At 67.7% G+C, this 26,128-nt stretch carries 29 protein-coding genes and 1 tRNA gene; 9 read left to right on the forward strand and 21 right to left on the reverse strand.

Annotated features, from left to right (window positions below; translation table 11 throughout):
- Window positions 1-14: 14 nt before the first annotated feature.
- The 8 genes from AB0J62_RS03560 to AB0J62_RS03595 all read right to left on the reverse strand — a co-directional run bounded on the left by AB0J62_RS03560 (window position 15) and on the right by AB0J62_RS03595 (window position 9,393).
- Window positions 15-998 (reverse strand): LuxR C-terminal-related transcriptional regulator, encoded by a 984-nt coding sequence (locus AB0J62_RS03560; RefSeq protein ID WP_363863994.1) that lies wholly within the window; start codon window positions 996-998, stop codon window positions 15-17.
- Between the two features lie 397 nt (window positions 999-1,395).
- Window positions 1,396-2,838, reverse strand: a complete 1,443-nt coding sequence (locus AB0J62_RS03565; RefSeq protein ID WP_363863996.1) for a GuaB1 family IMP dehydrogenase-related protein — start codon at window positions 2,836-2,838, stop codon at window positions 1,396-1,398.
- A gap of 58 nt (window positions 2,839-2,896) precedes the next feature.
- Window positions 2,897-3,580 carry a hypothetical protein gene (locus tag AB0J62_RS03570; protein ID WP_363863998.1) on the reverse strand — a complete coding sequence of 228 codons (684 nt, stop codon included), beginning with the start codon at window positions 3,578-3,580 and terminating at the stop codon, window positions 2,897-2,899.
- Window positions 3,577-3,996, reverse strand: coding sequence for a hypothetical protein (locus AB0J62_RS03575; RefSeq protein WP_363864000.1), 420 nt, complete (start codon window positions 3,994-3,996; stop codon window positions 3,577-3,579). Before AB0J62_RS03575 ends, AB0J62_RS03570 begins: the two co-directional genes overlap by 4 nt.
- Window positions 3,997-4,028: 32 nt before the next feature.
- On the reverse strand, window positions 4,029-5,561 hold the full coding sequence (locus AB0J62_RS03580) for a radical SAM protein (protein WP_363864002.1): 1,533 nt from the start codon (window positions 5,559-5,561) through the stop codon (window positions 4,029-4,031).
- Between the two features lie 191 nt (window positions 5,562-5,752).
- Window positions 5,753-7,978: a catalase/peroxidase HPI gene (gene katG / locus AB0J62_RS03585; protein WP_363864004.1), complete on the reverse strand. Its 2,226-nt coding sequence runs from the start codon at window positions 7,976-7,978 to the stop codon at window positions 5,753-5,755.
- Window positions 7,979-8,016: 38 nt separating this feature from the next.
- Window positions 8,017-8,442 (reverse strand): Fur family transcriptional regulator, encoded by a 426-nt coding sequence (locus tag AB0J62_RS03590; RefSeq protein WP_134107921.1) that lies wholly within the window; start codon window positions 8,440-8,442, stop codon window positions 8,017-8,019.
- 69 nt (window positions 8,443-8,511) lie between these two features.
- A complete protein-coding gene (locus tag AB0J62_RS03595; protein ID WP_363864007.1) occupies window positions 8,512-9,393 on the reverse strand; it encodes an SDR family oxidoreductase in 882 nt (293 codons plus the stop codon).
- A gap of 83 nt (window positions 9,394-9,476) precedes the next feature.
- On the opposite strand from AB0J62_RS03595, the gene AB0J62_RS03600 reads away from it, so the two are divergent.
- Window positions 9,477-10,052, forward strand: a complete 576-nt coding sequence (locus AB0J62_RS03600) for a helix-turn-helix domain-containing protein (RefSeq protein ID WP_363864009.1) — start codon at window positions 9,477-9,479, stop codon at window positions 10,050-10,052.
- Between the two features lie 49 nt (window positions 10,053-10,101).
- On the opposite strand, the gene AB0J62_RS03605 is transcribed toward AB0J62_RS03600, so the two are convergent.
- A complete protein-coding gene (locus tag AB0J62_RS03605) occupies window positions 10,102-10,788 on the reverse strand; it encodes a hypothetical protein (RefSeq protein WP_363864011.1) in 687 nt (228 codons plus the stop codon).
- A gap of 110 nt (window positions 10,789-10,898) precedes the next feature.
- On the opposite strand from AB0J62_RS03605, the gene AB0J62_RS03610 reads away from it, so the two are divergent.
- The gene (locus AB0J62_RS03610) at window positions 10,899-11,504 is read left to right on the forward strand and encodes a TetR/AcrR family transcriptional regulator (protein ID WP_363864013.1); all 606 of its coding nucleotides are present in this window, start codon (window positions 10,899-10,901) and stop codon (window positions 11,502-11,504) included.
- A gap of 236 nt (window positions 11,505-11,740) precedes the next feature.
- Here the strand turns inward: AB0J62_RS03610 and AB0J62_RS03615 are convergent.
- From AB0J62_RS03615 to AB0J62_RS03650, 8 genes are all read right to left on the reverse strand, one after another.
- Window positions 11,741-11,813, reverse strand: a tRNA-Ala gene (locus tag AB0J62_RS03615).
- Between the two features lie 73 nt (window positions 11,814-11,886).
- Window positions 11,887-12,663: a hypothetical protein gene (locus AB0J62_RS03620; RefSeq protein ID WP_363864015.1), complete on the reverse strand. Its 777-nt coding sequence runs from the start codon at window positions 12,661-12,663 to the stop codon at window positions 11,887-11,889.
- A 97-nt stretch (window positions 12,664-12,760) separates the two neighbouring features.
- Complete coding sequence (locus tag AB0J62_RS03625; RefSeq protein ID WP_134107909.1) at window positions 12,761-13,378, reverse strand: GNAT family protein; 618 nt, start codon at window positions 13,376-13,378, stop codon at window positions 12,761-12,763.
- Window positions 13,378-13,866 (reverse strand): MogA/MoaB family molybdenum cofactor biosynthesis protein, encoded by a 489-nt coding sequence (locus AB0J62_RS03630; protein ID WP_363864018.1) that lies wholly within the window; start codon window positions 13,864-13,866, stop codon window positions 13,378-13,380. The genes AB0J62_RS03625 and AB0J62_RS03630 overlap by 1 nt, the downstream gene beginning before the upstream one ends.
- Entirely contained in the window at window positions 13,863-14,345 is a 483-nt protein-coding gene (gene moaC, locus AB0J62_RS03635) for a cyclic pyranopterin monophosphate synthase MoaC (RefSeq protein WP_134107905.1), read from the reverse strand. Before moaC ends, AB0J62_RS03630 begins: the two co-directional genes overlap by 4 nt.
- Complete coding sequence (gene glp, locus AB0J62_RS03640) at window positions 14,342-15,568, reverse strand: gephyrin-like molybdotransferase Glp (RefSeq protein WP_363864021.1); 1,227 nt, start codon at window positions 15,566-15,568, stop codon at window positions 14,342-14,344. Before glp ends, moaC begins: the two co-directional genes overlap by 4 nt.
- Before the next feature lie 10 nt (window positions 15,569-15,578).
- Window positions 15,579-16,049 (reverse strand): GNAT family N-acetyltransferase, encoded by a 471-nt coding sequence (locus tag AB0J62_RS03645; protein ID WP_363864023.1) that lies wholly within the window; start codon window positions 16,047-16,049, stop codon window positions 15,579-15,581.
- 18 nt (window positions 16,050-16,067) lie between these two features.
- Window positions 16,068-17,456 (reverse strand): UTP--glucose-1-phosphate uridylyltransferase, encoded by a 1,389-nt coding sequence (locus AB0J62_RS03650; RefSeq protein WP_363864025.1) that lies wholly within the window; start codon window positions 17,454-17,456, stop codon window positions 16,068-16,070.
- A gap of 65 nt (window positions 17,457-17,521) precedes the next feature.
- Here AB0J62_RS03650 and AB0J62_RS03655 point away from each other — a divergent pair, with 65 nt between their 5' ends.
- From AB0J62_RS03655 to AB0J62_RS03665, 3 genes are read left to right on the forward strand one after another with little or no spacing between them, the layout of a single operon-like run.
- Entirely contained in the window at window positions 17,522-18,082 is a 561-nt protein-coding gene (locus tag AB0J62_RS03655; RefSeq protein ID WP_363864027.1) for a 5-formyltetrahydrofolate cyclo-ligase, read from the forward strand.
- Window positions 18,075-18,983, forward strand: coding sequence for a phosphotransferase (locus AB0J62_RS03660; protein ID WP_363864029.1), 909 nt, complete (start codon window positions 18,075-18,077; stop codon window positions 18,981-18,983). The genes AB0J62_RS03655 and AB0J62_RS03660 overlap by 8 nt, the downstream gene beginning before the upstream one ends.
- Window positions 18,983-20,041, forward strand: a complete 1,059-nt coding sequence (locus tag AB0J62_RS03665; protein ID WP_363864031.1) for a serine hydrolase domain-containing protein — start codon at window positions 18,983-18,985, stop codon at window positions 20,039-20,041. Before AB0J62_RS03660 ends, AB0J62_RS03665 begins: the two co-directional genes overlap by 1 nt.
- Window positions 20,042-20,044: 3 nt before the next feature.
- On the opposite strand, the gene AB0J62_RS03670 is transcribed toward AB0J62_RS03665, so the two are convergent.
- On the reverse strand, window positions 20,045-22,585 hold the full coding sequence (locus tag AB0J62_RS03670) for a penicillin acylase family protein (protein WP_363864033.1): 2,541 nt from the start codon (window positions 22,583-22,585) through the stop codon (window positions 20,045-20,047).
- 78 nt (window positions 22,586-22,663) lie between these two features.
- On the opposite strand from AB0J62_RS03670, the gene AB0J62_RS03675 reads away from it, so the two are divergent.
- From AB0J62_RS03675 to mscL, 4 genes are all read left to right on the forward strand, one after another.
- Window positions 22,664-23,125 (forward strand): DUF1203 domain-containing protein, encoded by a 462-nt coding sequence (locus tag AB0J62_RS03675; protein WP_363864035.1) that lies wholly within the window; start codon window positions 22,664-22,666, stop codon window positions 23,123-23,125.
- A gap of 77 nt (window positions 23,126-23,202) precedes the next feature.
- Entirely contained in the window at window positions 23,203-23,541 is a 339-nt protein-coding gene (locus AB0J62_RS03680; RefSeq protein WP_363864037.1) for an FmdB family zinc ribbon protein, read from the forward strand.
- A 54-nt stretch (window positions 23,542-23,595) separates the two neighbouring features.
- Window positions 23,596-24,213: an SAF domain-containing protein gene (locus AB0J62_RS03685; RefSeq protein ID WP_363864039.1), complete on the forward strand. Its 618-nt coding sequence runs from the start codon at window positions 23,596-23,598 to the stop codon at window positions 24,211-24,213.
- A 105-nt stretch (window positions 24,214-24,318) separates the two neighbouring features.
- A complete protein-coding gene (gene mscL, locus AB0J62_RS03690) occupies window positions 24,319-24,723 on the forward strand; it encodes a large conductance mechanosensitive channel protein MscL (protein ID WP_363864041.1) in 405 nt (134 codons plus the stop codon).
- Between the two features lie 62 nt (window positions 24,724-24,785).
- Here mscL and AB0J62_RS03695 read toward each other — a convergent pair whose 3' ends face one another.
- From AB0J62_RS03695 to AB0J62_RS03705, 3 genes are read right to left on the reverse strand one after another with little or no spacing between them, the layout of a single operon-like run.
- Window positions 24,786-25,292: a GNAT family N-acetyltransferase gene (locus AB0J62_RS03695; RefSeq protein WP_363864043.1), complete on the reverse strand. Its 507-nt coding sequence runs from the start codon at window positions 25,290-25,292 to the stop codon at window positions 24,786-24,788.
- Between the two features lie 10 nt (window positions 25,293-25,302).
- A complete protein-coding gene (locus AB0J62_RS03700) occupies window positions 25,303-25,929 on the reverse strand; it encodes an alpha/beta hydrolase (RefSeq protein ID WP_363864045.1) in 627 nt (208 codons plus the stop codon).
- Window positions 25,926-26,066 (reverse strand): hypothetical protein, encoded by a 141-nt coding sequence (locus AB0J62_RS03705; protein WP_166679625.1) that lies wholly within the window; start codon window positions 26,064-26,066, stop codon window positions 25,926-25,928. The genes AB0J62_RS03700 and AB0J62_RS03705 overlap by 4 nt, the downstream gene beginning before the upstream one ends.
- Window positions 26,067-26,128: the final 62 nt, after the last annotated feature.

The following is a 26,128-nucleotide window of genomic DNA, read 5'->3' on the forward strand; positions in this document are numbered from 1 at the left end:
TGTTGAAGGTCCCGTCAGCGCGCCAGGTACTTCCGCACATCGTCGGCCACCTGGGCGCGGCTCCGCAGACCGTATTTGCGGAGAATCGCGCTCAGGTGGGTCTTCACCGTGTTGAGGCTGATGCCGAGCTCAGCGGCCAGCTGGTCGTTGTCGAGACCGTCGGCGAGGAGAACGGCGACCGTCTGCTGCGCCTTGGTCAGACTGGTGAACCGACGCTCAGGCCCCTCGTCGGTCTCCATCAGCATCTCGATCAACTCGGACTGGATGTGCTCGGTCGCGTCGATGATCCGGTCGAGATACGTCCGTACGGCGGCAGTCAGGTCGGGCTCGTTCTCCGCCTCGGCCGCGATCTCGCGGATCGACGCGACCCGGTGCGTCAGGTACTCCATCACGTGGTCGGACGTCAGCAGGTTCGGCCCGACGTCACCCGCGGGCAGCCGGCGCAAGGCGTCCCGGTCCTCGCCTTCGCGGGTGAGCACGCGCTCCACGACGGCACACAACCACTCGAACGCTCGTACTGCGTTGTCGTCGTACGACTTGGGCTCGTAGCTCTGCATCGACAGCAGGCCGAACAGTTGGTCGGGGCCGTCCTTCGACGGACGGAAGATCGGCACGGTGACCGCATCCTCGGACCGCCGCGTCAGGTCCCCCACCGGTATGCCGGCATGCAGCGCGAACCCGTTGTCGTAGGCGAACCGGTACGTCTGCCGGTGCTTGACGACCCACGCGGTCTGCCCGTTCGGCCCGAAAATGTGGGTATCCGGGTTCACGTAATGACCCTTGTCGTAGCCGTACGGGTACCGCACCCGGCTGCTGCCCTGCAGGAATCCGACGAAGAACGCGTCGACGCGCGCGACCTTCCCGGCTACGACCCGGACGTAGTCGTACAGGCCGTAGTGGTCGGAGCGGAACAGCGCTTCGATCTTGTGGTAGGCCTCGCGCAGGATGATCGCGGTCTCCGCGTCAACCCGCAGCGGGGCGCCCTTGTCTGACTCCACAACGTCGGCTCCCCACCCAGCACGGCAGCATCGATCCCTTGACTATGCCGCTGTACCCGCGACTTGCCAAGCGATGCACGTGATCCGGTGGCCGGACGGTGTGACGGGACGGCGGTCGCGGGCGGTGAGTGTGAGCTCCCGAGTCGCCCTCCCAAGCCTCGGCCGAGCCCTCCTGCACCACCCGCGACCACGAGCGGAACACCGGTGACTGTTGAGCCCCCGCGTCGATCGATCCCACGCCCCCTGCGAGATCGGCGACCCCCCGACGGTTGTTCGGTGTCCCTTCCTCCCCCCGCTGACTACACGGTGCCACCGAACGCCGACGGTGACCATCGCCCGCCGCATGATCTTGTTGTGCCCTCAATCTCATCCCGGGGGTGAGATCGGATGTATACGATTACAGCTGCCAGCTCGTGTCGAGCGGCTTCCCCTCGGCGTATCCGGCAGCGGTCTGCAGTCCGACCACGGCGCGCTCGTGGAACTCGGCGAGGTTCGCGGCACCGACGTACGTGCAGGAACTGCGGACGCCGGAGACGATCGAGTCCAGCACGTCCTCGACGCTCGGGCTCTCCGGGTCCAGGTACATCCGGGCCGTCGAGATGCCCTCCTCGAAGATGCTCTTCCGGGCCCGCTGGAACGGCGTGTCGTCGGCCGTCCGGGACCGCACCGCCCGCGCGGACGCCATCCCGAAGCTCTCCTTGTAGATCCGGCCCTGGCTGTCGCGGTGCGGGTCGCCGGGCGACTCGTACGTGCCGGCGAACCACGAGCCGATCATCACGCTCGACGCCCCGGCCGCCAGGGCGAGCGCGACATCGCGCGGATACCGTACGCCGCCGTCCGCCCAGACGTGCTTGCCGAGCTCACGGGCCCGCGTCGCACATTCGAGTACGGCGGAGAACTGCGGACGACCGACGGCCGTCTGCATCCGCGTCGTACACATCGCACCCGGCCCGACGCCGACCTTCACGATGTCAGCACCGGCGTTGACGAGATCCGTGACGCCCTCGGCGGTGACCACGTTGCCGGCGACGATCGGCACCGTCGGACCGAGCGCCCGAACCCGCTCGACGACCTCGAGCATCCGCTCCTGATGCCCGTGTGCGGTGTCGATCACGAGTACGTCGACGCCGACGTCGAGCAACGCCTTCGCCTTCTGCTCGGCGTCCCCGTTGATCCCGATCGCGGCGGCGATCCGCAGCTTGCCGTTCGCATCCAGCGCCGGCTCGTACAGCGTGGCGCGCAGCGCGCGCTGCCGCGTCAGGATGCCGACGATCTGGTCGTTCGCATCCACCACCGGCGCAAGCCGGTGCCGCCCGTCGTGCAGCTGGTTGAACGCGGCCTCCGGATCGATGCCCTGCGGCAACGTCAGCAACTCCCGGGACATGATCCCTTCAAGCTGCGTGAACCGGTCCACGCCCACACAGTCCGCCTCGGTCACAACCCCGACCGGCCGCCCGTGATCGACGACCACGACCGCGCCGTGGTTCCGCTTCGGCAACAGGTTCAACGCCTCGCCGACGGTCCCGGTCGGCGGCAGCGTCAACGCCGTGTCATGCACCGGATCCCGGCTCTTCACCCAACCGACCACGTCAGCGACGACATCGACCGGAATGTCCTGCGGAATAACGGCCAACCCGCCACCCCGGGCCATGGTCTCCGCCATCCGCCGCCCCGACACAGCAGTCATATTCGCGGCGACCACCGGGATCGAAGCCCCGCTCCCGTCCCCCGTCGAAAGATCCACATCCAGCCGCGACGCGACCCCGGACCGATTCGGCACGAGAAACACATCACTGAAGGTGAGATCGCCCGCAGCCTCCCGCTCATGATGAAACCGCATGACAATCCCCTTCCGCCCAGCTTCCAAACCAAGCCAGCCTGCCACGGGGATCAATCCCTCACAAGGCAGACCACCGGCGGAAGAGATAGGACTCGAGGGCTGCGACAGCTGCATAGAAGGCGTGCGTACGCCGGGCAACCCGCGGATCCATCCACTTCCAGCCGGCGGCATGCCCGTAGGCCGCCACGGCGTCCGCGACCGTGAAGAGGACCAAGCCGGCGGACAGTCGACCGGGACGGGAACCGCTGGTCGACACGATGCCTCGACTGGCGATGTGGGACACCATCGCAACGGTTCGCTCGATCAGCACGAATTGATCGACGATCAACGACTGTTGCCGGCCTGCACGCCACTGTTCGAGGCCCTGCGCGTCAGCGGGGTGCGCGATCCCGAGCGCCAGAACGTACAGTGCCTCAGCTCCGCCCGCTCCGGCTCCGAACGCCACAGCCTGCTTGCCTCCTGGCGGTTGACGTACGGCGAACACGAGTGCGCTACACCCCAACTCAGTTACCGCTGAGATCGCTCCACGACGTACGGCCTCGATCAGCGCCGGACGTCGGGCCGTACCTGCGGCTGCTCTCTTCAGCAGCAACGCCAGTGCCCAACTCGCCGCCCCGGCCAGTGGCCAGCCGACAGAGACGTCAGACGAACGCGCCGCCGCAACAGGCACGCCTGCCAACGAGACGATCCCCAGCGTTCCGATCGCCCCGGATACCGACTCCGACGTCTTGGCTACCGTCACTCCTCTTCTGCCGGTGCGGAACGGAAACGCTCCTGCTCGGCGGGAACGACCTCGATCTCGGGAAGCTTGGACTCCTCAACCGCGATCACGGTCCTGACCCCGACCTGGACGGCCGGCTGCGTGCCCTTCGTGATCACACTCACGGCAGGTTTCGTGCCCTTGGTAATGATCCGGACCAGCGGCTTGGTCAACGGAAAGGCGAGCTGATCGTCGCCCAGCGCTTCGGGCTGCTCGAACCGCTCACTCGACCGGATGGCCTCGACCTGCTGGTCGTCGAGCTCGTAGCCGGCCTCGGCGAGCGCCTGCACCGGGTCGCTGTCCATCGCCTCCGCGAAGGACGGCTCGGTGAGCACTCGCTCCAGCAGGGCCGCGAACTGCTGCTCGCTCTCTGATACCGGGATGTACCTGTCCGGCATGGGTCCTCCTTACAGCTGTTCCACCGGCCCGATCAGGCAGGCAGGTGTCGTAGCGGCCGGCGCGCGACGTCCGCGCGTCGATTCCCGGTGTTCCGGTCCCGCGCGTGCGCGACGATGCGCAGATTGGGCAATGCGTGACTCGTGCGCCGGATCAGGTCTTCGGGGAAGTACAGACTGATCGGCTCGGGATGCCCGTACTCGATCATGAGGCGTTCGGGATTCCGGGCGCGGGACAGGTACACCAGCGCCCGCACCTCGCGGCTGACGTCCCAGATCTCCTCGGGCGACAGGTGCACCCCGCTCCGGAACAGGTACAGGTTGCGGAAGAATCCGAACTCGTCGTACATCACTTCGCTCACGTCCAGCCGGTCCCGCTGCTCCTGCCACAGCCTCGAGCCGGGGATCTGGCAGTACCACTGCAGCAGCAAGCGGACGCCGTACGACGCGTAGAGTTTCGCCGCGAAAGCGATGGTCCGGCGTACTTCGGTGACGGTTTCCCACGGCAGCCCGAGAATGAACGAGAAATCCGCGCGATCCGCGATTCCGTGCTCCACAAGCTTCTGCGCCGCACGCTCCAAAATATCGGTCGTCGTCCCTTTCCCGATCTTTTCGAGCCCCTCGTCGTACCCGCATTCTGCGCCGACCAGGAACTGCCCGGTGAATTCGGCGATCGATTCGACGTACCCCGGGAACAGCAGGTCGGTGGCCCGCGAGTCATAGACCAGGCTCGGAGTCATCCCGCGGCGCCGGATCGACTCCGCGATCTGGATCGCACGGCGTGGATTCATCGAGAACTCGTCGTCGATGATGTGCACGAACCCGGTCCGGGTACGGTCCGTGTACGCCGACAGCGCCTCGAGGCGGTCCACGAACACCTCGGGTTCGAGACCGCGATAGCTCCGGCGGTACGACGTGCTGCAGAACGAGCAGTCGAACGCGCAACCGCGGGACGACTCGATCGAAAGGCCCTGGAACAGGCCGGGCCGCAACTGACTGTAGTCCGGCAACGGTGCGGCGCCGAGCTCCTCCGGAGAAAGCTGCCGGGCGACAGGATTCCGCACCAGCTCACCCTTGTCCATCCAGCTCAGATTGGCGACGCCGGCCACGTCACCGCCGTGCTCGATCGCATCGGCCAGCTCGACGATCGCCCGCTCCCCCTCGCCGCGAACGACGTACTGCACCGGGAAGGTCCGCAGCAGATACCCGTCGAACATTGTCGGATGAATGCCACCGAGAACGATCGGCACCTCCGGCCGCACCGCCCGGACCTGCAGAATCACCGACAGCGCGGTCGGCCAGGACATCGAGGTCGCCCCGATGCCGACCAGGCCGGCCTCGGCCACCTGCGGCAGATAGTCGTCGATCCGGTCCGACCCGTCCGAGATCAGATCCACCAGCGCCGCGTCGTGCCCACTCTCTTTGAGCACCGCCTGCAGCAGGTACATCCCGTACGCCGGACATTCCCGGACCGCATCCATCGCGATCGGCTTCGCCTCACCGGCGAAATCATCCATGATCGGCGGCGAGATCAGCAGCACCTTCATCGCGCCCCCATTCCCCACCATGCGACGAAGAATCAATTAATTGATTAACAACGCCCCGACCCCCCTTCAAATCCAGCCTGCTCCGCCCCATCCGGAGTGTCAAGCACTCCGACGGTGCCGGTCGATCGCGGCCGTGACCCTGGCGTAAAACTGACGCCGTACAACAAGCGAAGCCGGCTCCCCGCAAGGCAGGGAGCCGGCTTCGGGGTGGTTCAGCGAAGGTCGAAGCGGTCCAGTTCCATGACCTTGTGCCAGGCGGCTACGAAGTCCGTGACGAACTTCTGCTTGGCGTCGTCGCTCGCGTAGACCTCCGCGACCGCGCGGAGTTCGGAGTTCGAGCCGAAGACCAGGTCGGCGCGGGTGCCGGTCCACTTGACCTTGCCGTCGACGGTGCCTTCGAACGTCTCCTGGCTGTCGTCGGCGGCGTGCCATTCGGTGCCGAGGTCGAGCAGGTTCACGAAGAAGTCGTTCGTGAGCGTGCCCGGGTTGTCGGTCAGTACGCCGTACTTCGAGCCGTCGTAGTTCGTGCCGAGGACCCGCAGGCCGCCGACCAGGACGGTCATCTCCGGCGCGCTCAGCGTGAGCAGGTTCGCCCGGTCGAGCAGCAGGTACTCCGCCGGGAGGCGGTTGCCCTTGCCGTAGTAGTTCCGGAACCCGTCCGCGACCGGCTCGAGCGCGGCGAACGAGTCGACATCCGTCTGCTCGGCCGAGGCGTCGGTCCGGCCCGGCGTGAACGGTACGACGACGTCGTATCCGGCGTTCTTCGCAGCGACCTCCACACCGACACCGCCGGCGAGGACGATCAGGTCGGCCAGCGAGACCGGCTTGCCGAAGGACTGCTGGATGCCCTCGAGCGTCCGCAGTACCTGGGCCAACTCGTCGGGGTTGTTGACCTCCCAGCCGGCCTGCGGCTGCAGGCGGATGCGCGCACCGTTGGCGCCACCACGCTTGTCACTGCCACGGAACGTCGACGCCGACGCCCACGCGGTCGAGACCAGCTGCGACACCGACAGGCCGGACGCAGCGATGGCCGCCTTCAGCGCGGTCACATCGGCGTCGTTGACCAGCTCGTGGTCGACGGCCGGCAGCGGGTCCTGCCAGATCAGCACCTCGCTCGGGACCTCCGGACCGAGGTACCGGACGACCGGACCCATGTCGCGGTGGGTCAGCTTGAACCAGGCCCGTGCGAACGCGTCCGCGAACTCGTCCGGGTTGTCCTTGAACCGGCGCGAGATCGGCTCGTAGATCGGGTCGAAGCGCAGCGCCAGGTCCGTCGTCAGCATGGTCGGCTTCTGCTTCTTGGCCGGGTCGAACGCGTTCGGGATGATCTCCTCGGCGTCCTTGGCCACCCACTGGTTCGCACCGGCAGGGCTCTTCGTCAGCTCCCACTCGTAGCCGAACAGGATATTGAAGAAGTCGTTGCCCCACTTGGCCGGCGTGGTGGTCCAGGTGACCTCCAGACCGCTGGTGATCGCGTCCGGGCCGTGGCCGCTCTTGTACGTGTTGCGCCAGCCGAGACCCTGGTGGTCCATCGGCGCACCCTCCGGCTCGGCGCCGACGTACTTCTCCGGGTCGGCCGCACCGTGCGTCTTGCCGAAGGTGTGGCCGCCGGCGATCAGCGCGACGGTCTCCTCGTCGTTCATCGCCATCCGGCCGAAGGTCTCGCGGATGTCGCGGGCCGAGGCGATCGGGTCCGGGTTGCCGTTCGGGCCTTCCGGGTTCACGTAGATGAGGCCCATCTGGACCGCACCGAGCGGCTTCTCCAGCTCCCGGTCGCCGGTGTAGCGCTCGTCGCCGAGCCACGTGGTCTCGGGGCCCCAGTAGACGTCGTCCTCCGGCTCCCACACGTCCACGCGGCCACCGGCGTACCCGAAGGTCTTGAAGCCCATCGTCTCGAGCGCGACGTTGCCGGTCAGGATCAGCAGGTCGGCCCAGGAGATCTTCTGGCCGTACTTCTTCTTCACCGGCCAGAGCAGGCGGCGCGCCTTGTCCAGGTTCGCGTTGTCCGGCCAGCTGTTCAGCGGGGCGAACCGCTGCTGCCCCGCACCGGCGCCGCCGCGGCCGTCGCTGATCCGGTAGGTGCCGGCGCTGTGCCAGGCCATCCGGATCATCAGCGGGCCGTAGTTCCCGAAGTCGGCCGGCCACCAGTCCTGCGAGGTGGTCAGCACCTCGGCGATATCGGCCTTCACCGCGGCCAGGTCGAGGCTCTGGAACGCGGCGGCGTAGTCGAACTCCTCGCCGAGCGGGTTCGCCACCGCGGGGTTCTTGGCCAGGATCTTCAGGTTCAGCTGGTTCGGCCACCAGGCGCGGTTCGCGTTCCCGGTGGTCGGGTGCACGCCCTGACCGTGGGCGACGGGGCAGCCTTGGCCCTTGCCTTCCTCGGCGCCGCGACTCTCCTCGGTGCCTTCACCGGGCAGTGGCTCATGGATCTCGGACATCAGATTCCTTCCAGGAATGGACGTTTTCGGACGGAAGATCAGGTACGGCGTGAGCAGTCGGCGCACAGCCCCCAATAGATGACCTCGGCCTCGTCGATGACGAACCCGTGGTCCTCGGACGCGGTCAGGCAGGGCGCATGCCCGACCGCACAGTCGACGTCGGCGATGGCACCGCAGGACCGGCAGACCGCGTGGTGATGGTTGTCACCCACGCGCGACTCGTACCGCGCCACCGACCCCAACGGCTGGATCCGCCGCACCAGGCCCGCCGCCGTCAACGTGTGCAGCGAGTCGTACACGGCCTGGTGCGACGCCTGCGGCAATTCGTTGCGCACGGCACCTATAATCGAGTCCGTGTCCGCATGCGGATGCTCGTACACCGCGGCCAGCACCGCCACCCGCGGCCGGGTCACCCGCAACGAGACCCCACGCAACAACCCCTGGAGCTCATCCACCGTCGGCACGTGCCAGAGTCTTCCCCGTTTTCTGGAACGAGTCAAGATTAGCTGCCGCGATTCTCAACCTGAGACAACTCAGGCCTGAAGATTCTCCAAGTCCGCCAGCAGATTCGGGTGCTCGGGCTTCCAGCCGAGCGCATCCCGGGTGTGGGCGCTCGACGAAGGCTGGTCGGTCGCGAAGATCGGGCCGAGCGGGCCGTACGTCTCCTCCGGCACCGCCTCGACCGGCAGGCCGAGCCGCCGGCCGATGACCGCAGCGATGTCGCGTACGGCGTCGCCCTCGTCGTCCACCGCATGCCACGCCGTCCCGGCGGGCGCATTCTCCAGCACCAACCGAAACAGCACGGCCGCATCCAGCGCATGCACCGCCGGCCACCGCTGCGTGCCATCTCCGGGATACCCGGACACCCCGGTGCGCCGAGCGATCTCGGTCAGCAAGCCGGCGAACCCACCAGTCCCCTGATTGTGAACAGTCCGAGGCATCCGTACGGCGGCACTCCGCACCCCACGCTCCGCCAGACCCAGCACGCCCATCACTGAGCGGCCGCGCCCACCCACCGGTCCGTCAAGAGGCAGCGGATCCGCCTCCGTGGACGGCCGCCCCGGCACCCACGGCGTACCCGACACCGTCACGAACGGACGACCGCTCCCCACCAACGCCTCACCCAACACCGCAAGCGCAGCCCCCTCCTCGGCGACCCCCGACGCCAGCGCCTCCGGGCTGCTGAAATCGTTGCTAAAGGCAAGGTGAATCACCCCGTCAGACTCACTAGCGCCGCTCCGGAGAACATCCAGATCGGCGAGACCGCCGCGGACGACCGCCGCACCAGCCTCCTGCAGCGCCGACGCACTCGCGTCGGACCGTGCGAGCGCCAGCACGGAATGCCCATTGCCGAGCAACTCCCGAACAACCGCCGAGCCGATCAGCCCGCTTCCACCAGTGATGAATACCTGCATCAGACGCTCCTCAGCGTGATGGGACCTTTGTCCCATCACAGTAGCACTGACGGGACAAAGGTCCCATCACCTACAATCGGTCCATGGCCCGATGGCAGCCCGGCGCACGCGAACGACTGATCCTCGCGGCAGTGGACCTCTTCGCCGACCAGGGCTACGACGCGACCACGGTCGCCCAGATCGCCGACAAGGCCGGCGTCACCAAGAGCACGTTCTTCCGGCACTTCCCCGACAAGCGCGAACTCCTCGTCGCCGGCCAGGAGACCCTCTGCCGCCTCCTGACCGAGGGGATCGCCGAGACCCCCGAGGACGCCGGCCCACTCGATGCGATCGCGGCGGGGCTCGAGCGCGCCTCGAGCGCGATGGGACCGATGAACCGCGAGCTCGGCCCCCGCCTCAAAGCAGCCATCGCCGCCAGCACCGAACTGCAGGAACGCGATGCCCTGAAGAGCGTCGGCCTCGCCAAGGCCATGACCGATGCGTTGCTCGCGCGCGGCGTACCGGACCCGCTCGCGCAACTCGCCGCCGAGCTGGGCGTGCTCGCTTTCAAGCGCGGGTACGCCGCCTGGATGGAGCTCGACCACGACGAGGACGGGCTGGCGCCGCACGTGCTGACCGCCCTCGCGGATCTCCGCGCGGCCAGCGCCTCACTCGGGTGAGCGGGCGCCTGAGACAGATCCTTGCCTCAGGCACCTACCCGCCTTGCTATCAGCCGGCCGGGACAGGAACCGGCGTGGGCCGGGCGACGACCGCAGTACGGCGCGAACTGCGGAGGACACTGATGCTCACGGCAAGGGTCCACAAGCTCCACAGTGCGCCCATGCTGGCCGTCGTACCCCAGCCCTGGGCGCTGTAGAAGTTCGCCGGGTCGTCTCCGAAGTACAGCGCCGGGACGAAGGCGAGGTTAATCGCCGCGAGCACGAACGCGGACCACCCGACCCACTTCGGCAGCAGCCGCAACCGGTAGACAACGATCCCGAGCGCGATCAGGAACAACCCCATCAACAGCCGCGAGATCAGGCCCTGCATCAGGTACTGCGCTCCCGCGAACGGGCCTTCCTTCGTCGTGTCGATGTCGTGGTCGGTGACGATCGCGGCGCCCGCCTCCATCGACTGCGGCACGAACACCATCGCGACCCAGAGCAGACCGGCCGACTGGATCACGCCCGCGATCCAGTCCGACGCGACGTCGACCTGATGGATCAACTGGCGCAGGCCGGTGAAGAACAGGATGTAGAAGACGCAGCCCACGATCCCGATCAGGCTGCGAGTCAGGATGTTCCAGTCCGGCGGGGCGCCGGAGTAGAGGAAGTACAGCGGCACCTGGACGACGATCAATGCGCTCGCGACGACCCCGAACAGCCCCGCATACCTGCGAATCACGACTTCGGACATGGCGGTTCCTCCCTAAGATGACGAGACGTCTCGTCTCATGACGAGACGCTAAGTCTCGCCGGAGATCACTGTCAAGACACTACGTCTCGTCTCGTGTAAGCTGCGGACGTATGGCGACACCCTCGACCCCCGCGCCCCGCTCGGCGCCCAACCCCGACCGCCGCAGCGAGCGCGCCCGCCAGGCGATCCTGGACGCAGCCCTCGAGCTGTGCGGCGAGCAGCTCTATGCCGGCCTCACCATGGAGGGCATCGCCAAACGCGCAGGCGTCGGCAAGCAGACGATCTACCGCTGGTGGCCCTCGAAGGCCGCCATCCTCCTGGAAGCGATCGAGGAACGCGGCCGCAGCACCCTGGACTTCCCCGACACCGGCAACCTTGAAGCCGACCTGCGCACCCAGATGACCCAGGTAGCCCAAGCCTTCGCCAGCCCCCTCTTCGCCGCCTACAGCAAGGGCCTGATAGCAGCCGCCCAAAGCGACCCCGACATCGCCAAGGCAGTAGTCGACTCCATCATCAAGCCCCGAGTAGACCTCTGCGTAGAACGCCTAACCAGGGCCCAATCAGCAGGCGAACTCCGCCAAGACATTGACTTGGCAGACCTAGTAGAACTCCTCTACGCCCCCCTCTACTACCGCCTACTCCTCCACACCCGCCCCGTAACCGAAGCCCAGGTAGACACCATCCTGAACCTGGCTCTAAACGGCGCCACCAAATAGCCAGCCCCAGCCGGTGAGCACCCGCCCAACCCAACCCCAAACAGGTGAGCGGCCGCCCAACCCAGCCCAAACAGGTGAGCTGATTGCCCAGGCCAACCACGGAGCCGAGCGAAGCGAAGGCGCAAGGGGTGCGGGTGGCGAAGCCGCCGCCCGCGGCAAGCGAAGCGCAGCCGCACAACACGACGAAGGCGAGCCGGCCGACGCTTTCCGTCGGCACGACTCGCCCATCGCCTTCGTGGAGCTGAGGGGATTCGAACCCCTGGCCTCTTCGTTGCGAACGAAGCGCGCTACCAACTGCGCCACAGCCCCGAGCTGGTCGCCTTTGTTTCCCTGGCGACCGCGAAACTCTAACACGTAGAGGCCCGGACTCTAAAACCGGATATCAGTCGCCGACGGCGCGTTTCACCTCGGGTTCTTCGGGTGTGGCAGGCTCGGCGACGACGGGCTTCTCGGCGGGGTCGGTCGTCCGTGCACTGGAGAAGACTTCGTCGTCGGTGAGGGAGATCGTGCGCACCGTCCGGTCGGGTGCTTTCTCTTTCAGGACGTACGTCGGCAGCGTCACCGGCACCGGGTCCCAGAGGCCTTCGGCAGCAGGCTTCTCGACGGGCTTGGCGGGCGTCGGTGCGTCGGGGAGCTTGACCTCGATGGTCATCTCTTCGTCGGGTGACGGCGCCGGCTTCCCGGCAGGCCCGCGGTCGTGCTGGGCCTGGATGCGCGCACGTCGCTGGGCAGCGATCCGCGCACGCGTCCGCGCCTGCCGCCGCAGCTGCACCCGGGTGAGTACGACGAACCCGAGGATCGCGGCGCCGGGGATGGAGACCGACCACCACGGCACCATCGCGAGGCCGGCCAGTGCGACGACCGACAGCAGGGAGAGGGTCAGGATCGACAGCACCCGCCGACGGCGCATCGCGGCCACCCGGCGGGCTCGGTTGGGGACGTACCGCTTGGGCGGCGACGGGTCGTCGGCGGCGGTGGTGCCGGCCGGGCGTACGACGTACCGCGGCCGCGACGGGTCGCGGGAAAGGACCCGCGCTTCGGCGGATGACGGCACGACTGGTTGCCGCCGCGCCTCGTCGCCTCGCTTCAGCCACATCGGGACGAGGTAGGCGGCCCACGCGGCGACGATCGCCACATAGATCAGCCCTGTCGTCCCCATGCGACGACGCTAAAGGGCGGCGGGGGCCAGATGAGGTACGTGAGTCGGTGTGTCGCAAGAAGACTCGTGTGACTGATGTGAATAGCACGCACGGTAATCATTGCAATCGCGCTACGAGACCGGGCCCGACCTCCTCGACGTTGAGCGCGAAGATGCGGTGGTCGCGCCAGTCGCCGTCGATGTGCAGGAACCGCGGCCGCTCGCCTTCGTACCGGAAGCCGAGCTTCTCGACCACGCGCAGACTTGCCTTGTTCTCCGGGCGGATCGCGACTTCGATCCGGTGCAGGCCGAGGGTGAACCAGCAGTGGTCGGCGGCCATGGCGACAGCGGTCGGCACGATCCCGCGACCGGCGTACTGCTCGTCGACCCAGTAGCCGAGGTTCGCCCAGCGCGCCGATCCGTACGTGATGCCGGACACTGTCAGCTGTCCGACCAGGGGCCACTTCGATCGCGCGCCGGCGCCGGCCGCACCGCCGTACGTGATGACGAACGGGAGCATGCGTCCGTACCGCGCCTGCCGGTTCCAGTCACGTGCCATGGCGCGGAACGTGCGCGCACCGTCCTCCGCACCGGGTGGCTGTGTCGCGTCCCACGGCCGCAACCAGCTGACGTTCCGCTGACGCGCAGCAGCCCACTCTCCCCCGTCGCCTGCCCGTAGCGGCCGCAGCCCGACCTGTCCGTGCTGCAGCTCGACAGGCCAGTGCACGATCGCCATCAGTCGGTGTCCGTCCGCACATGGTCCCCGCCGTGTACTTGCTCGACCGCATGTCGCAGCAGCGGCTCCAGTACGGCGAGACCGTCCTTCACCCCGCCACGCGATCCGGGCAGGTTGACGATGACCGTAGTACCCGCGACTCCGGCCAGTCCACGCGACAGTGCGGCTGTCGGTACGCCGTTGGCAACGCCGTACGCCCGGATCGCTTCAGCAATCCCAGGCACGACCTTGGACAGCACAGCGGCTGTCTGCTCAGGTGTCTCGTCGGTCGGCGAGATCCCGGTGCCACCGGTTGTCAGCACAACGTCGTACGACGCCTCGACAGCAGCACGCAATGCATCGCCGACCGGCGGGCCATCGGGAACGACAGACGGGCCGGACACCTCGAAGCCCCATTCGGCCAGCCGTGAGGCTATGAGCGGACCCGTGGTGTCGGTGTAGATCCCAGCGGCCGCGCGGTTGGACACGCTGACGACAAGAGCTCTCACGGCCGCTCCCAGTGCCCGGTCTTGCCGCCCTCTTTCAACTCCACCCGTACGTCGGACAGCACTGCCGCCGGATCCAAAGCCTTCACCATGTCGATGACAGCGAGCCCAGCGACTGCAACAGCAGTCAGCGCTTCCATCTCGACACCGGTGCGGTCGGTCGTCTTAACCTGCGCCCGGATCAGTACGGCGTCGTCCGCCACCTCGAGGTCGACCTTGGCGCCGGTGATCGCGATCGGATGGCACAGCGGCACCAGGTCCGGCGTCCGCTTCGCGCCCATGATCCCGGCAATCCGGGCGACACCGAGCGCATCACCCTTCGGTACGCCGTCACCGCGCAGCGCCGTCACGACCTCGGCCGACACCAGAACCTTGCCGCTGGCAACGGCCCGGCGGACGGAAGTGTCCTTCGCCGACACGTCGACCATCCGCGCGGCCCCGGTCTCGTCGACGTGCGTCAGCCCGGCAGGCGGCTCGGTCATCCGGTCTCCTCATCCAGCAGCATCAGCTCTACTTGGTCGCCGGCCCGGACCGAGGTGACGTCCTCGGGCACGATGATCAGTGCGTTCGCGCGGCTCAACCCGCCGAGCAGGTGCGAGCCGTGCCCGCCGACTGTACTGGCCATCCAGCCCTCGTCGCCGGAGGTGGCCGTGGCGCGGACGAACTGCCGCCGCCCGGGGGGTGAGCTGATCCCGTCCAGCGTCACTCCCGGGACCAGTGCGCGCCGGTACGGCATCTGCCCCATCATCTTGCGCAGTGCGGGCCGGACGAACACCTCGAACGACACGTACGCCGACACCGGGTTGCCCGGCAGCGTGAAGATCGGCACCTCGTCCTCACCGATCACACCGAACCCCTGCGGCTTCCCCGGCTGCATCGCGACCTGCGGGAAGTCGACAGTGCCGAGCTTGGACAGCTCCTCCTTCACAACGTCGTACGCACCCATGCTGACGCCACCTGTGGTGATGACCAGGTCAGCACGCACCAGCTGATCGGACAGGGTGTCCATGATCCGCTTGGGGTCGTCGTCGACGATGCCGACGCGGTACACCACCGCTCCGGCGTCCCGCGCGCACGCCGCCATCGTGTAGCTGTTCGAGTCGTAGATCTGCCCTTCGCCCAGCCGGCTACCCGGCTCGCGCAGCTCCGCGCCCGTGGAGATCACCACGACCCGCGGTCGCGGACGGGCCTTCACCCGAGCCCGGCCGACAGCAGCGAGTACGGCGATCTGACGCGGCCCAAGGATCGTGTCGCGGTCCAGCACCTGCACTCCGGCCGTCACGTCCTCGCCCGCGTGCCGCACCGAACCACCGACCGGCGGCTGCTGAGTGATGCGGACGTTGACCGTCCCACCGTCGGTCCATTCGACCGGTACGACGCTGTCAGCGCCCCTCGGCATCGGCGCGCCGGTCATGATCCGCACGCAGGTACCAGGGGTCACGACGATCGGCTGGCTCCGACCGGCGCGGAACTCTCCTACCACTGGCAGGGCGATCGGGTTCTCGTCGGAGGCGCCGGCCAGGTCACGGGCCTGGACGGCGTACCCGTCCATGGCCGAGTTGTCGAACCCGGGCAGGCTCACCCCCGAGACGATGTCCTCACACAGCACCAACCCGACCGCGTCCATCAGCGGCTGGTCGAACGCGGGCAGAGGCGTCACTCGCCCGAGCACAGCCTCCAGATGCTCATCCACACTCCGTCTCACGAGCCTGACCCTAATCCACACCCTCCGGGTGGTTGCCCCAGGTCATCCGGACGTCGGGCTCGCGTTCCTCGTTGGCACTACCATCGGTACGGCGTACCTCGACGAAGCCGTGGGCTTTGTAGAAGGACTGGGCGCGGGTGTTGGTCTGGAACGTCCAGAGCGCCAGACCGCCCGGCCGGAGGTCCTTGGCGAGGTCCACGAGGGTCGATCCGATGCCCTGGCCGGCCGCTTCGGGTACGACGTACAGCTGGTCGAGGTCGTCGCCGTCGAGGGTGAGCACCGCCACGATCCGGTCGTCGTCGAGCGCCACCCAGGTCTGCGCGTCCGGCAGCAGCACGTCGGCGAACCAGGTCGCCACCTCCGCGGCCGTGTGGATCGCCGGCGGCAGCTGCGAGCCGTCAGCGTGCCGCGAGCGCCACCACACCGCGGCGGCCTCGTCCGTGTCGGACGGCTCCAACGGCCTGATCAGCAGGTCGTCCATCGCACTCCCCCGGCGTGTTCAGCCGCTGAGTTCGGTCCCGTCCGGGATGACCCGGCGCTCGCCGGGCGGCGCCTCCACCTCTACGTCCCCGACCACCACGACCTCCTTGCCGAAGGCAACATCGCCGCGGACCTCCAGCCGGTCGGCGCGGACCAGCGACGGCGGCCCGGCGGGGAACCGGGTGTCGAAGTCGGCGAGGATCTTGAAGTACTCCGGGTCCAGGTCCACGTACGGCTCGTCGCCCTCGTGCGTCGTGGTCAGGTCGCCGGCCTCGTCCAGCTCGTACACGTCGGAGCGCAGTACGAGCAGGTCGTTCGTGGTCTTCACCGGCTTGAACCGGGTGCGGTCCACGATCACCGCCTGCGAGCCCTCGAAGGTCTCGATCGCGGTGCCCATCGCGGTCTCGAGCTGGATCACCTTCGGCGAGGACGGGTCGGCCGGGTCGACGGTCTTGCGGTTCACGATGATCGGCAGGCCGAGGATCCCGTCGTGCCCGTCCATCAGCTCGGCGAGCCGGTCCAGGTCGATCCACAGGTTGTTGGTGTTGAACGTCTTGTGCCGGGTGATGTCCTGGAAGTACTGCGTGTCCTCCTCGGCGACCTGGGCGCTGTCCCGCAGGATCAGCCGGCCGTCGGACTTGCGCACCGCGACGTGGCCGCCCTTGCGGTCGGAGCGGGTGCGGCGGCAGACCTCCATACCAAACGGTACGGTATGTTCCGCCATCCACGCGGCGATCCGGGGATCCGGCGTCGCGCCCAGGTTGTCGGCGTTCGAGATGAACGCGTGCCGGAAGCCGTGCTCGCGCAGCGCGTCGAGGGTGCCGGAGGCAACCAACGCGGTGAACAGGTCGCCGTGCCCGGGCGGGCACCAGGCCAGCTCCGGGTCCGGCTCCCACTCGGCCGGTGTCAGGTCGTCGGCCAGCAGCTTCGGCTCCATGTTCTGCATGAAGTCGAGCGGCAGCCCGTCGATCGCGAGGCCGTCGTACTCGCTCAGGATCTGCAGCGACTCGGTCTTGGTGCGGAACGAGTTCATCAGCACCAGCGGCAGCGGTACGTCGTACTTGCGCCGGGTGCTCAGGATCTGGCGGGCGATGATGTCGAGGAAGCTCAGCCCGTCCTTGACCTGGAGTGCGGACTTCGGGCCGGTGACGCCCATCGACGTGCCGAGGCCGCCGTTGAGCTTGATGACGACCGTCTCGGCGAGCGCGGCGCGCATGGCCTCCGGATCGGTGTCCAGGTGGTCGAGGTGCGGCAGCTCGCCGACCGGTTCGATGTCGGCCTCGTGGATCTTTCCCTGCTGCCCCGATTCGAGCAGCCGGTAGTAGTGCGTGAAGACGCGTATTGCAACGTCGGCAGCACCGGCTGCACGCATCTTCTCCTGCGCTTGTCTGAGACCGACCTCACTCATGCACCAACCCTAGGGGAAAGCCACCAATCCGAGTGTTGCCGGTGTCACCCTCATACGATCAGACCGTGTTTCAGTCGAAGGCCACGGCGCGGCAACATTTCCTCGGTACCCGGGAACAGCGCCCCCATGCGGAAGGGCTGCTGACCTGCGCGAAGCAGGTGCTGCCCGACGTCCACCGGGTCGCCCTGTACGTGTCGAGGGGCCCGGAGCCGCAGACCGGTGGGCTGATCGACTGGCTGCTCGCCAGCGACCGCGAGGTACTCCTGCCGATTCTCTACGCCGACAACGACCTCGGCTGGGGCATTGCGCCCGGTGCGGCCGACCTGGTGCCCGGTCGTCTCGGTCTGTCGGAGCCGCCGACCGATCTGGGCTCGGACGCCATCGCCACCGCCGATCTGATCATCTGCCCCGCCGTGGCCGTCGCCCGTGACGGCGTACGTCTGGGCCGCGGCGGCGGCTCGTACGACCGCGCACTCGCGCGCATCCGCCCTGGTACGCCGGTCTGGGCCGCCGTGTACGACGCCGAGATCGTGGAGGCCCTCCCGTCCGACACGCACGACCACCCGGTGGATGCAGCGCTTACACCAACTCGCTTGATCCCCTTGCGAAGATCAGGAGATGACTGAGACCGCGGTCGAAGCCGCAGCCACAGCCGCACGCTCCCTCAGCCTGACGGTCACCGACCCGCTGGTGCTCTACACCGCCTTCTCCACGGTCGTTCACCTACGGCCGTCGCCAGTGGTCGCACGGGTACCGATGAACCTCCCCGCCGGCATGAAAGAGCCAGAGCCCGCCGTACGCCGGCAGCAGCGCGAGTTGGACATCGTCGCCTGGCTGGCTGAGCAAGGCGCACCCGTGGTGCAGCCGACTGCCCTGGTGCCGCTCAGGCCGGTGGAGCAGGACGGCCTGTCCATGACCTTCTGGACTTACGTGGAAGTGGATCAGACCGTCGAGCCCGACTACTTCGGCGCCACCGCTGCCGTGCCGGAGCTGCATGCCCAACTGGCGAGCTATCCCGGTGAACTGGCCTGGATGACTCCGCTGCGGCTGATCGGCCCAGGTCTGGAGGTGGCCGAGGCTGTGCCCGGTCTGCTCGAGCAGGACGACGTCGACCGGGCACGGGCCGAGTGGAAGGTGCTGGAGCCCGTCCTTGCCAGCAGGGCAGGTTTCGAGGCGATGTTCCCGTCGGCGACCGTGCAGCCGATCCACGGCGACGCCCCGTCGTGGAACCGGATCACAACCGTCCATGGGCCGCTGTGGGCCGACTTCGAGGACGCGACGCTCGGACCGATCGAGTGGGATGTCGCCGGCTTCGGCCCCGATCTCTGCCGGGCGTACGACGAGTCTGCGCGGACACGCGGCCTCCCGACGCTCGACCCGAAGATCCAGCAGGTGATGGACCTGGCCCGCGCACTACAGGTCCTCGTCTGCGCCCCACTGATCCCGCAGCTGCCGGAGCTGGCCGACGGGATTCGGATGTTCGCAACGCAGTGGCGCGCGATGCAGTTCGCTGGTGGACTGGGCTGATGTTTCAGACGTACGTCGACAACGGCCTGGTTCCCGGACTCATCAGTCTCGTCAGCCGCGGCGACGAAACCCGGGTCGAGGTGCTCGGCAAGATGGCGTACGACGGGCCCGAGCTGCAGCGGGACAGTCTGTTCCGGGTCTCGTCGTTCACCAAGCCGATCATCGCCGCCGCGACCATGATCCTGGTCGACGAGCTCAGGCTGTCCATGGACGCACCGGTTGCCGATGTCCTGCCGGAGCTGGCGAATCCCGTCGTACTGCGGCAACCGGATGGACCTCTGGACGACACTGTGCCGGCTGAGCGGCCGATCACGGCCCGGGACCTGCTGACCTTCCGGCTCGGGCTGGGTGAGTCGGACAATCCGGCGCTGCGACAGCGCGAGGAGGAGCTGGACCTCCACACGTTCGGACCGCCTGTACCGCGGACTGCGTTGGAGCCGGACGAGTGGATGCGGCGTCTAGGCACGCTGCCGCTGCAGTACCAGCCGGGTGAGCAGTGGTTGTACTCGACCGGCTCGCACGTGCTCGGCGTACTGATCGCTCGAGTTGCCGGCCAGCCGCTGGAGGAGTTCCTGCGTGAGCGGATCTTCGAACCGCTCGGGATGCGCGACACCGGGTTCACGGCAGTAGATCCGGGGCGGCTGACAACGGCGTACGTCGGGGACGACGTACTGGATCCGGCCGCGGGGAGCCAATGGCTGACGCCGCCCTCGTTCCCGGATGCGAGTGGTGGGCTCATCTCGACCGTCGACGACTTCCACGCGTTCACACGGGCGCTGCTGTACGGCGGCCTGCTGTCTCCGGCCGCAGTCGCGGAGATGACTACGGATCAGCTCACGCCGGCGCAGCGAGAGGCAGCCAGCGGGTTCCTCGGTCCGGACACTGGCTGGGGGTACGGCATGTCCGTCGGCGGTGGACGCTACGGCTGGGCGGGCGGTCTGGGCTCGCTGTGGTCGACCACTCCTGCGGACGGGACGATCTCGATCCTGCTGACCCAGCGGGCGCTCTGGACCTGGCCGGAGGAACTGTTCGCCGAGGCCAGCGCGCCCGCTTGGTGACAGCTAGCGATCCGGTTTGGTGAAGGTCAGTGAGTGCTTGCGGGTCGCCTCGACGGCGCCCTTCGTGAAGGCCCACTGCAGCGTTTGGCCCTTGACCCACAGCTTGGTCTGATCGACGTAGTTGGACGAGAACGCGTGTCCGGACACTCCGGTCAGGTTCACCCAGCGGGACTGGTCGAAGTCCGACAGGTCGACGACCATCCGCATCGACGGCGTCGCGGTCACGTCGTACCCCTCGGCGGCGTCCCAGGCTGTCGCGTCGACGATCGACGTACCGCCGCCGAGCTCGTAGGGGCCGCGGTTGAAGATCTTCTCGACCAGCCCGATCCCGGACTTGCCGAGTGTCTGGTTGGTCAGCGTGAGCTTGTGCAGCTTGCCCCACTGCCAGTTGACGGGCTCGCGGGCCATCTTCTGGGTGATCTCGGTCCGCGCGTTGACCAGGGCCTCGCGCAGGATGTCGTCGCGGCTCTCCTTCTGCGGCGTGCCGATGTTGTCCCACCAGCCGCTGTTGGGCTGGCCGAGCAGCGTGTGGACCACCTCGAACCAGCGCGAGCCGCCGTCCGGCCAGGTGCCCTCCGGGAGCTGGTCGTGGAAGGTCAGCGCGAGCAGGTTGCGCCAGACCACGTTGAAGTACGCGGCCGCGGCGGAGTCCGGCGGCTGGGTGAAGTCCCAGTTCCGCAGGGTGTCCTGGCCCTGCTTGTCGAACGAGTCGTCGATGCTGATCCGGAGCAGGTACGGCACGAGCATCTCGGCGACCTTGCTCTTGGTGTCCAGCTGGATCGACGCCATCGCGTTCGCGTCCAGCTTGCTGGCGGCCTGGATCCGCTCGAGGATCTGCTGACTTCGGTAGCCGTAGTCCCAGGTGTTCGTCAGGTAGTAGGTGTACGTGTTCGGCACCACTGCCTGGTTGGCGGTGACGATGATCCCGCTCGGTGGATCGAACTCGGTCGGCAACGCATCGAAGGGTATATAGCCCTTCCAGTAGTACTTCGGGTCCCAGCCGGGCACGGGCCAGTCACCGCGACCTGTGGCCCGGATCGGGATCAGTCCGGGTGACTGGTAGCCGATGTGGCCGTCGGTGTCGGCGTACACCAGATTCTGCGAGGGGACCTGGAACTGCTGCGCTGCGGCGCGGAACTCGGTCCAGTTCTGCGCGGTGTTGATCGCGAACAGCGCATCGGCGGTCTTGCCCGGGTTGAGCGCGGTCCACTGCAGCGCAACGCCGTACGCCGTCGGGTACTTCGCCTGCGACGCCGCCTGCTCGCCGACCTTGCGCTCGTCCTCGCCGACGTCGGAGATGAGCGGGCCGTGCCGCGTCTCGCGGACGGTGATCTTCACCGGCTTGTCCTCGCCGGCCACCTTGAACGTCTCCTCACGCGTGGCCATCGCGCGCCACTTGTTGTTGTAGAGGACGTTGTTGCCGTCGATGCGCTCCAGGTACAGGTCCTGGACGTCCGGGTCGAGGTTGGTGAAGCCCCAGGAGATCGCGTTGTTGTGGCCGATCACCACACCCGGCAGACCGGAGAAGCTGAAGCCGGAGACGTCGAACGGGCAGGCCTTGCCGACGTTGTTGCAGTGCAGGCCGACCTGCGTCCAGATGCCCGGCATGGTCGCGCCCAGGTGCGGGTCGTTGGCCAGCAGCGGCTTGCCGGTAGTGGTGTGGTCACCGGAGACGACCCAGGAGTTCGAACCGACGCCGTCGCCCTGACCGAGCAGCTCAGGCAGGCCCTTGGCGACACTCTGCACAGAGTCGAGTGACTTGAGCAGGTCCTGGGTCAGCATGCCGCGGCGCAGCTCGGGGCTCACCGCCGCAGTGGTGAACTTGCCGTCCTTGCCGATCGAGCCGCTCGACATGATCGGCTGGTTCCGGTCGTACGGGTACGCCGGGTACAGGCTCTCGATGTTGCGGGCCGGGAACGCGGCCAGCAGCTTCGTCCGGGTGATCTCCTCGTCCAGGTTGCCGCCGAGGTCCCACGCCATCGCCTTGAGCCAGGCCAGCGAGTCCGCCGCGGTCCACGGCTCCGGGGTGTAGTTCTTCGGGCCACCGGGCTGCAGGGACAGTACGCCGTACTCCAGGCTCAGGCCGGAGCCGCTGTGCGTCGACAGGTACGAGTTGACGCCGCGGGCGTAGTCGTCGAGGTACTCCCGGGTGCTCGGGCTGAGCAGCGGCAGCTCCTGCTCGGCGACCCGCCGCCAGCCGAGGGTCCGGACGAACTTGTCGGTCTCGAGCGCGTCCTTGCCGAACAGCTCGCTCAGCCGGCCGGCGGTGACATGCCGGCGGAAGTCCATCTCGAAGAACCGGTCCTGCGCGGCCACATACCCCTGTGCGGCGAACAGGTCGGCCGGGGTGTCGGCGTAGATCTGCGGGATCCCGTTCGCGTCCCGGACCACGTTGACGTCGCCGTCGAGACCGTTCAGCTCGATCGATCCGTCGTACGTCGGGAACGAGTGGCGGACGACGAAGATCACGGTCCCGGCGATCACCACGAGGACCGTGGCGAGGGCGATTCCGCTGATGACGACGAGTCGAAGCAGGCGAGGCACGGACCAACCGTAGAGAATCCCCCCGCACACCCCAAATGGGGTCCCTCACAACTTTGCGTTGCTCTGCGTTCCCTCGACATGAACGCAGAGTTGAGGTATGAGGGCGTACCGGATTCCGAGCTGGACCGCATTCGCTGCAACGGCCACGACGATTTCGGAAACGCCGTCGTTTCGCGGACGTCGGAGGGCGGCGAGCCACTGCGCTGCTGCCTGACGCTCGCGGGCGCCGGCGAGCGGATCGCACTGGTCGCGCACCGGCCGATGGAAGCCGGCGGGCCGTACGCCGAGATCGGGCCGGTCTTCGTGCACGTGACGGGCTGCCCGGGGCCGGCCGAGGGCTTCCCGCTCGACTTCCGGGACCGGCGGGCGGTACTGCGGCCGTACGACGTCGCGGGTCAGATGCTGGACGGTGTCGTCGCAGAGCCTGGGACGAGTGAAACCGAGCTCAAACGACTGTTCGAGGACCCGGCCGTGGATACCGTCCAGGTGCGGAACGTGGTGGCCGGTTGCTGGAACTTCACGGTGCGCCGACAGGGCTGAGTTGGAATACTTCGGGCCGCTGGCGCATTATTAGCAGTCGGGTAGTAGGAGTGCCAGCGGCTTGAAGGGAACCGACCGTGCCGACGTACCAGTACCAGTGCACCGACTGTGGTGAAGCGCTCGAGGTGCGCCAAAGCTTCACGGACGATGCTTTGACCGTGTGCCCGAACTGCCAGGGCAACCTGCGCAAGGTCTTCAACGCCGTGGGCGTCGTGTTCAAGGGCTCCGGCTTCTACCGGACCGACAGCCGCTCGAACGGCAAGGGTTCGGTGCCGGCGAAGTCCGAGTCGTCGTCCTCGTCGGGCTCCAGCTCGTCGACCGCGTCGTCCTCGTCGTCGGAGTCTTCGAAGTCCTCGTCGACCTCGAAGGACTCGTCGTCGGGCAGCTCGTCGTCCTCGAGCACCAGCGCCGCCTGATCTTTTCTGTGGATAACCGGTAGGGATGCCGGAGAAGTTCGTATCTTCTCCGGCATGAAAATCCCTTCCCTGCTTCGTGATCTGCTCCGGGCCGCCCGCTGGCACCGTCGGCTGTTGGCCGGCGTCGCCGCCGCGGCCGCGGTGTATTTCGGCCTTCTCGCCCTCTCCCCTTCTCCACCGCCGACCGTCGCGGTGCTGGCCGCCGCGCGCGACCTGACCGGCGGAGCTGTGCCCACGCCCGACGATCTGCGTACCGTCGACCTGCCGCCCGGCGCGGTGCCTTCCGGGGCCCTCAGACCCGGCGCCGACCTGACCGCGCGACTGCTGAGCGGACCGGTCAGAGCCGGCGAGCCACTCACCGACGCCAGATTCCTCGCGCCACCAGCCGTGCCGCCCGCCTCGCTCGCGTATCCGTTCCGCGTCGACGACGCGGACATCAGCGCTCTCCTGCGTGTCGGCGATCACATCAATCTGTACGCCGCATCGAGCACGACCGCCGACACCGCGAGCCTGCTCGGCCGAAGTGTCCGAGTGGTCGCCCTGCCGGCGCCGCGTTCGGCAACGGCCGGCGCGCTGATCGTGGTCGCGACAACGCCGGAGATCGCGACCCGACTGGCCCAGGCGAGTACGAATTCACGCATCACCGTCGCTCTGACACCCGACACGAGCTGATTACCCAGCGAACATGTGGCCGCACGATGAGTTGCCTGATCGGCGCGGTCGCTCGCTCTCGGAAGCCCGCGGCCCTACGTTTCTCGGGTACAAATCACCCGCTTCGTGGAGGCAACCCACATGCTCAAGGGCTTCAAGGAATTCGTCATGCGCGGGAACGTCGTCGACCTCGCAGTCGCGGTCGTCATCGGCGGAGCGTTCGGCAAGATCGTCGGTGCGATCGTGGACGGTTTCATCAACCCGCTGGTTGCGGCGATCTTCGGCAAGACCGACATCAGCCACGTCTGGACCTTCAAGATCAACGGCGCGGAGTTCTCGATCGGTCTGATCCTGCAGGCAGCGCTGAACTTCCTGTTCGTCGCGGCGGCGGTCTACTTCTTCATCGTGATGCCGCTGAACAAGCTCGCCGAGCGCCGTGCGCGCGGCCAGGAGCCGGAGCCCGACCCGCTGACCACTGAGCAGGAGCTGCTGACCGAGATCCGCGACCTGCTCCGCACCCGCCAGCCGTAAAACCGCCAGCAGCAGGCCGGCGGGCAGTAAGCCGAGGCCATCAAGCAGGTGGGCGCAAAACCTCAGCCCCTGAGCTCGCCGACGTCCACCTGCTCACCGGCATAGCGCATCCAGCGGTACGGGACCGGCTGACCGTCGTTCCACTCCTCCATCAAGGCGGCGGGCACGTCGACGAAGCCGCTGCCGTGGTAGGCGCGGATCGCCGGCACGTTCTCCGGCCGGACCCTGATGAACACCTCCGAGTACCCGGCGTCCAGCGCCGGCCCGAGCAGCGCCCGGACGAGCTCGCCGCCGACCCCACGACCGCGGAGCTTCGGGTCCACGATGATCCGGGCGAGCTCGACCTCGTCCTCCTCGTCGTCCAGCCAGATCTCGCCGTAGCCCACCGGCTGATCACCGTCGAACAACAGATAGGAGTGGATGTCCTTCTCGACCGTCCGCCAGTTCGTCAGCAGATCCTCCGGGAACGGGTACTCCATCCGCCCGGACAGCAACGCCACTTCCTTCGCGTCCAAGGCCCAACTCGCGACCTGGACGCCGTGCTCGTCGGAAAACACCCGAAGTTCCACGCTCTCCCCCTCAGTTGACGAACTCCACGATCGTTCGCACCAGCTGATCCAGGTACTGCGGGCTGTTCCGGAAGGCGGGCGTCGGCGGTTCGGGACACCCGGCCAGCTCACGACTCCCCCGGATCGACTGCAGCAGCGAGTCGACCGTCTTCCGCTGATGCGACGGATTCTCCGGTACCGACGGAAGGACCGCCACCCGAATACGTGCCAGCGCCGCAAGCTCCTGGCCCGTCACACCACGCAGAATGCCGCCGGTCAGCAGGCGTTCCGCTGCGTCGGGCGGGCAGCCGCGGCTCACTAAACCGGCCCGGGCGCGTTCGTTCGCGGCGGCGTCGTCACCGGTCGCGGGCCAGGCCAGGAGGAGGCGATCGACCAGCTCAGGAAACTTCAGCGCCAGCAGCACGGCGACGGTACACCCATTGGAGGCGCCAACGATTCTGACCGGATCGGCATGTTTCGCCAACTGTTCACCGAGGGCCTCGACCTCGACGTCCCACCCGCTTGCACGCTGCGGCCGGTCAGGCGCGAGTACCTCCACGCCATACGACGTGAGTCCCGGGTGGATTCCCGTCGTACCCCAGAATGTCGCTGCGTCCATGGCTTCCCAGAGGCCGCCGTGGACCAGGAGCACGGTCATCCGTGGTGCGGGGGGACCTCGTTCAGGATGCGATCGTCGTCGTCGCTGCCGAAGTCGTTGTCACCCCAGGTCCGCGGGTCGTCGTCGCGGGTCTGTTCCGGCAGCAGCGGCTCGTCGTCTTCGTACGGGCTCGTCATGTCTCCAGGTTACCGAGTCGCCGGGGCGGTCCGGGAGTGAGTTCTCCGGGAAGTGAGCTGTC

It is taken from the genome of Kribbella sp. NPDC049584 (assembly GCF_040675555.1).
In the GTDB taxonomy this organism is placed as follows: domain Bacteria; phylum Actinomycetota; class Actinomycetes; order Propionibacteriales; family Kribbellaceae; genus Kribbella.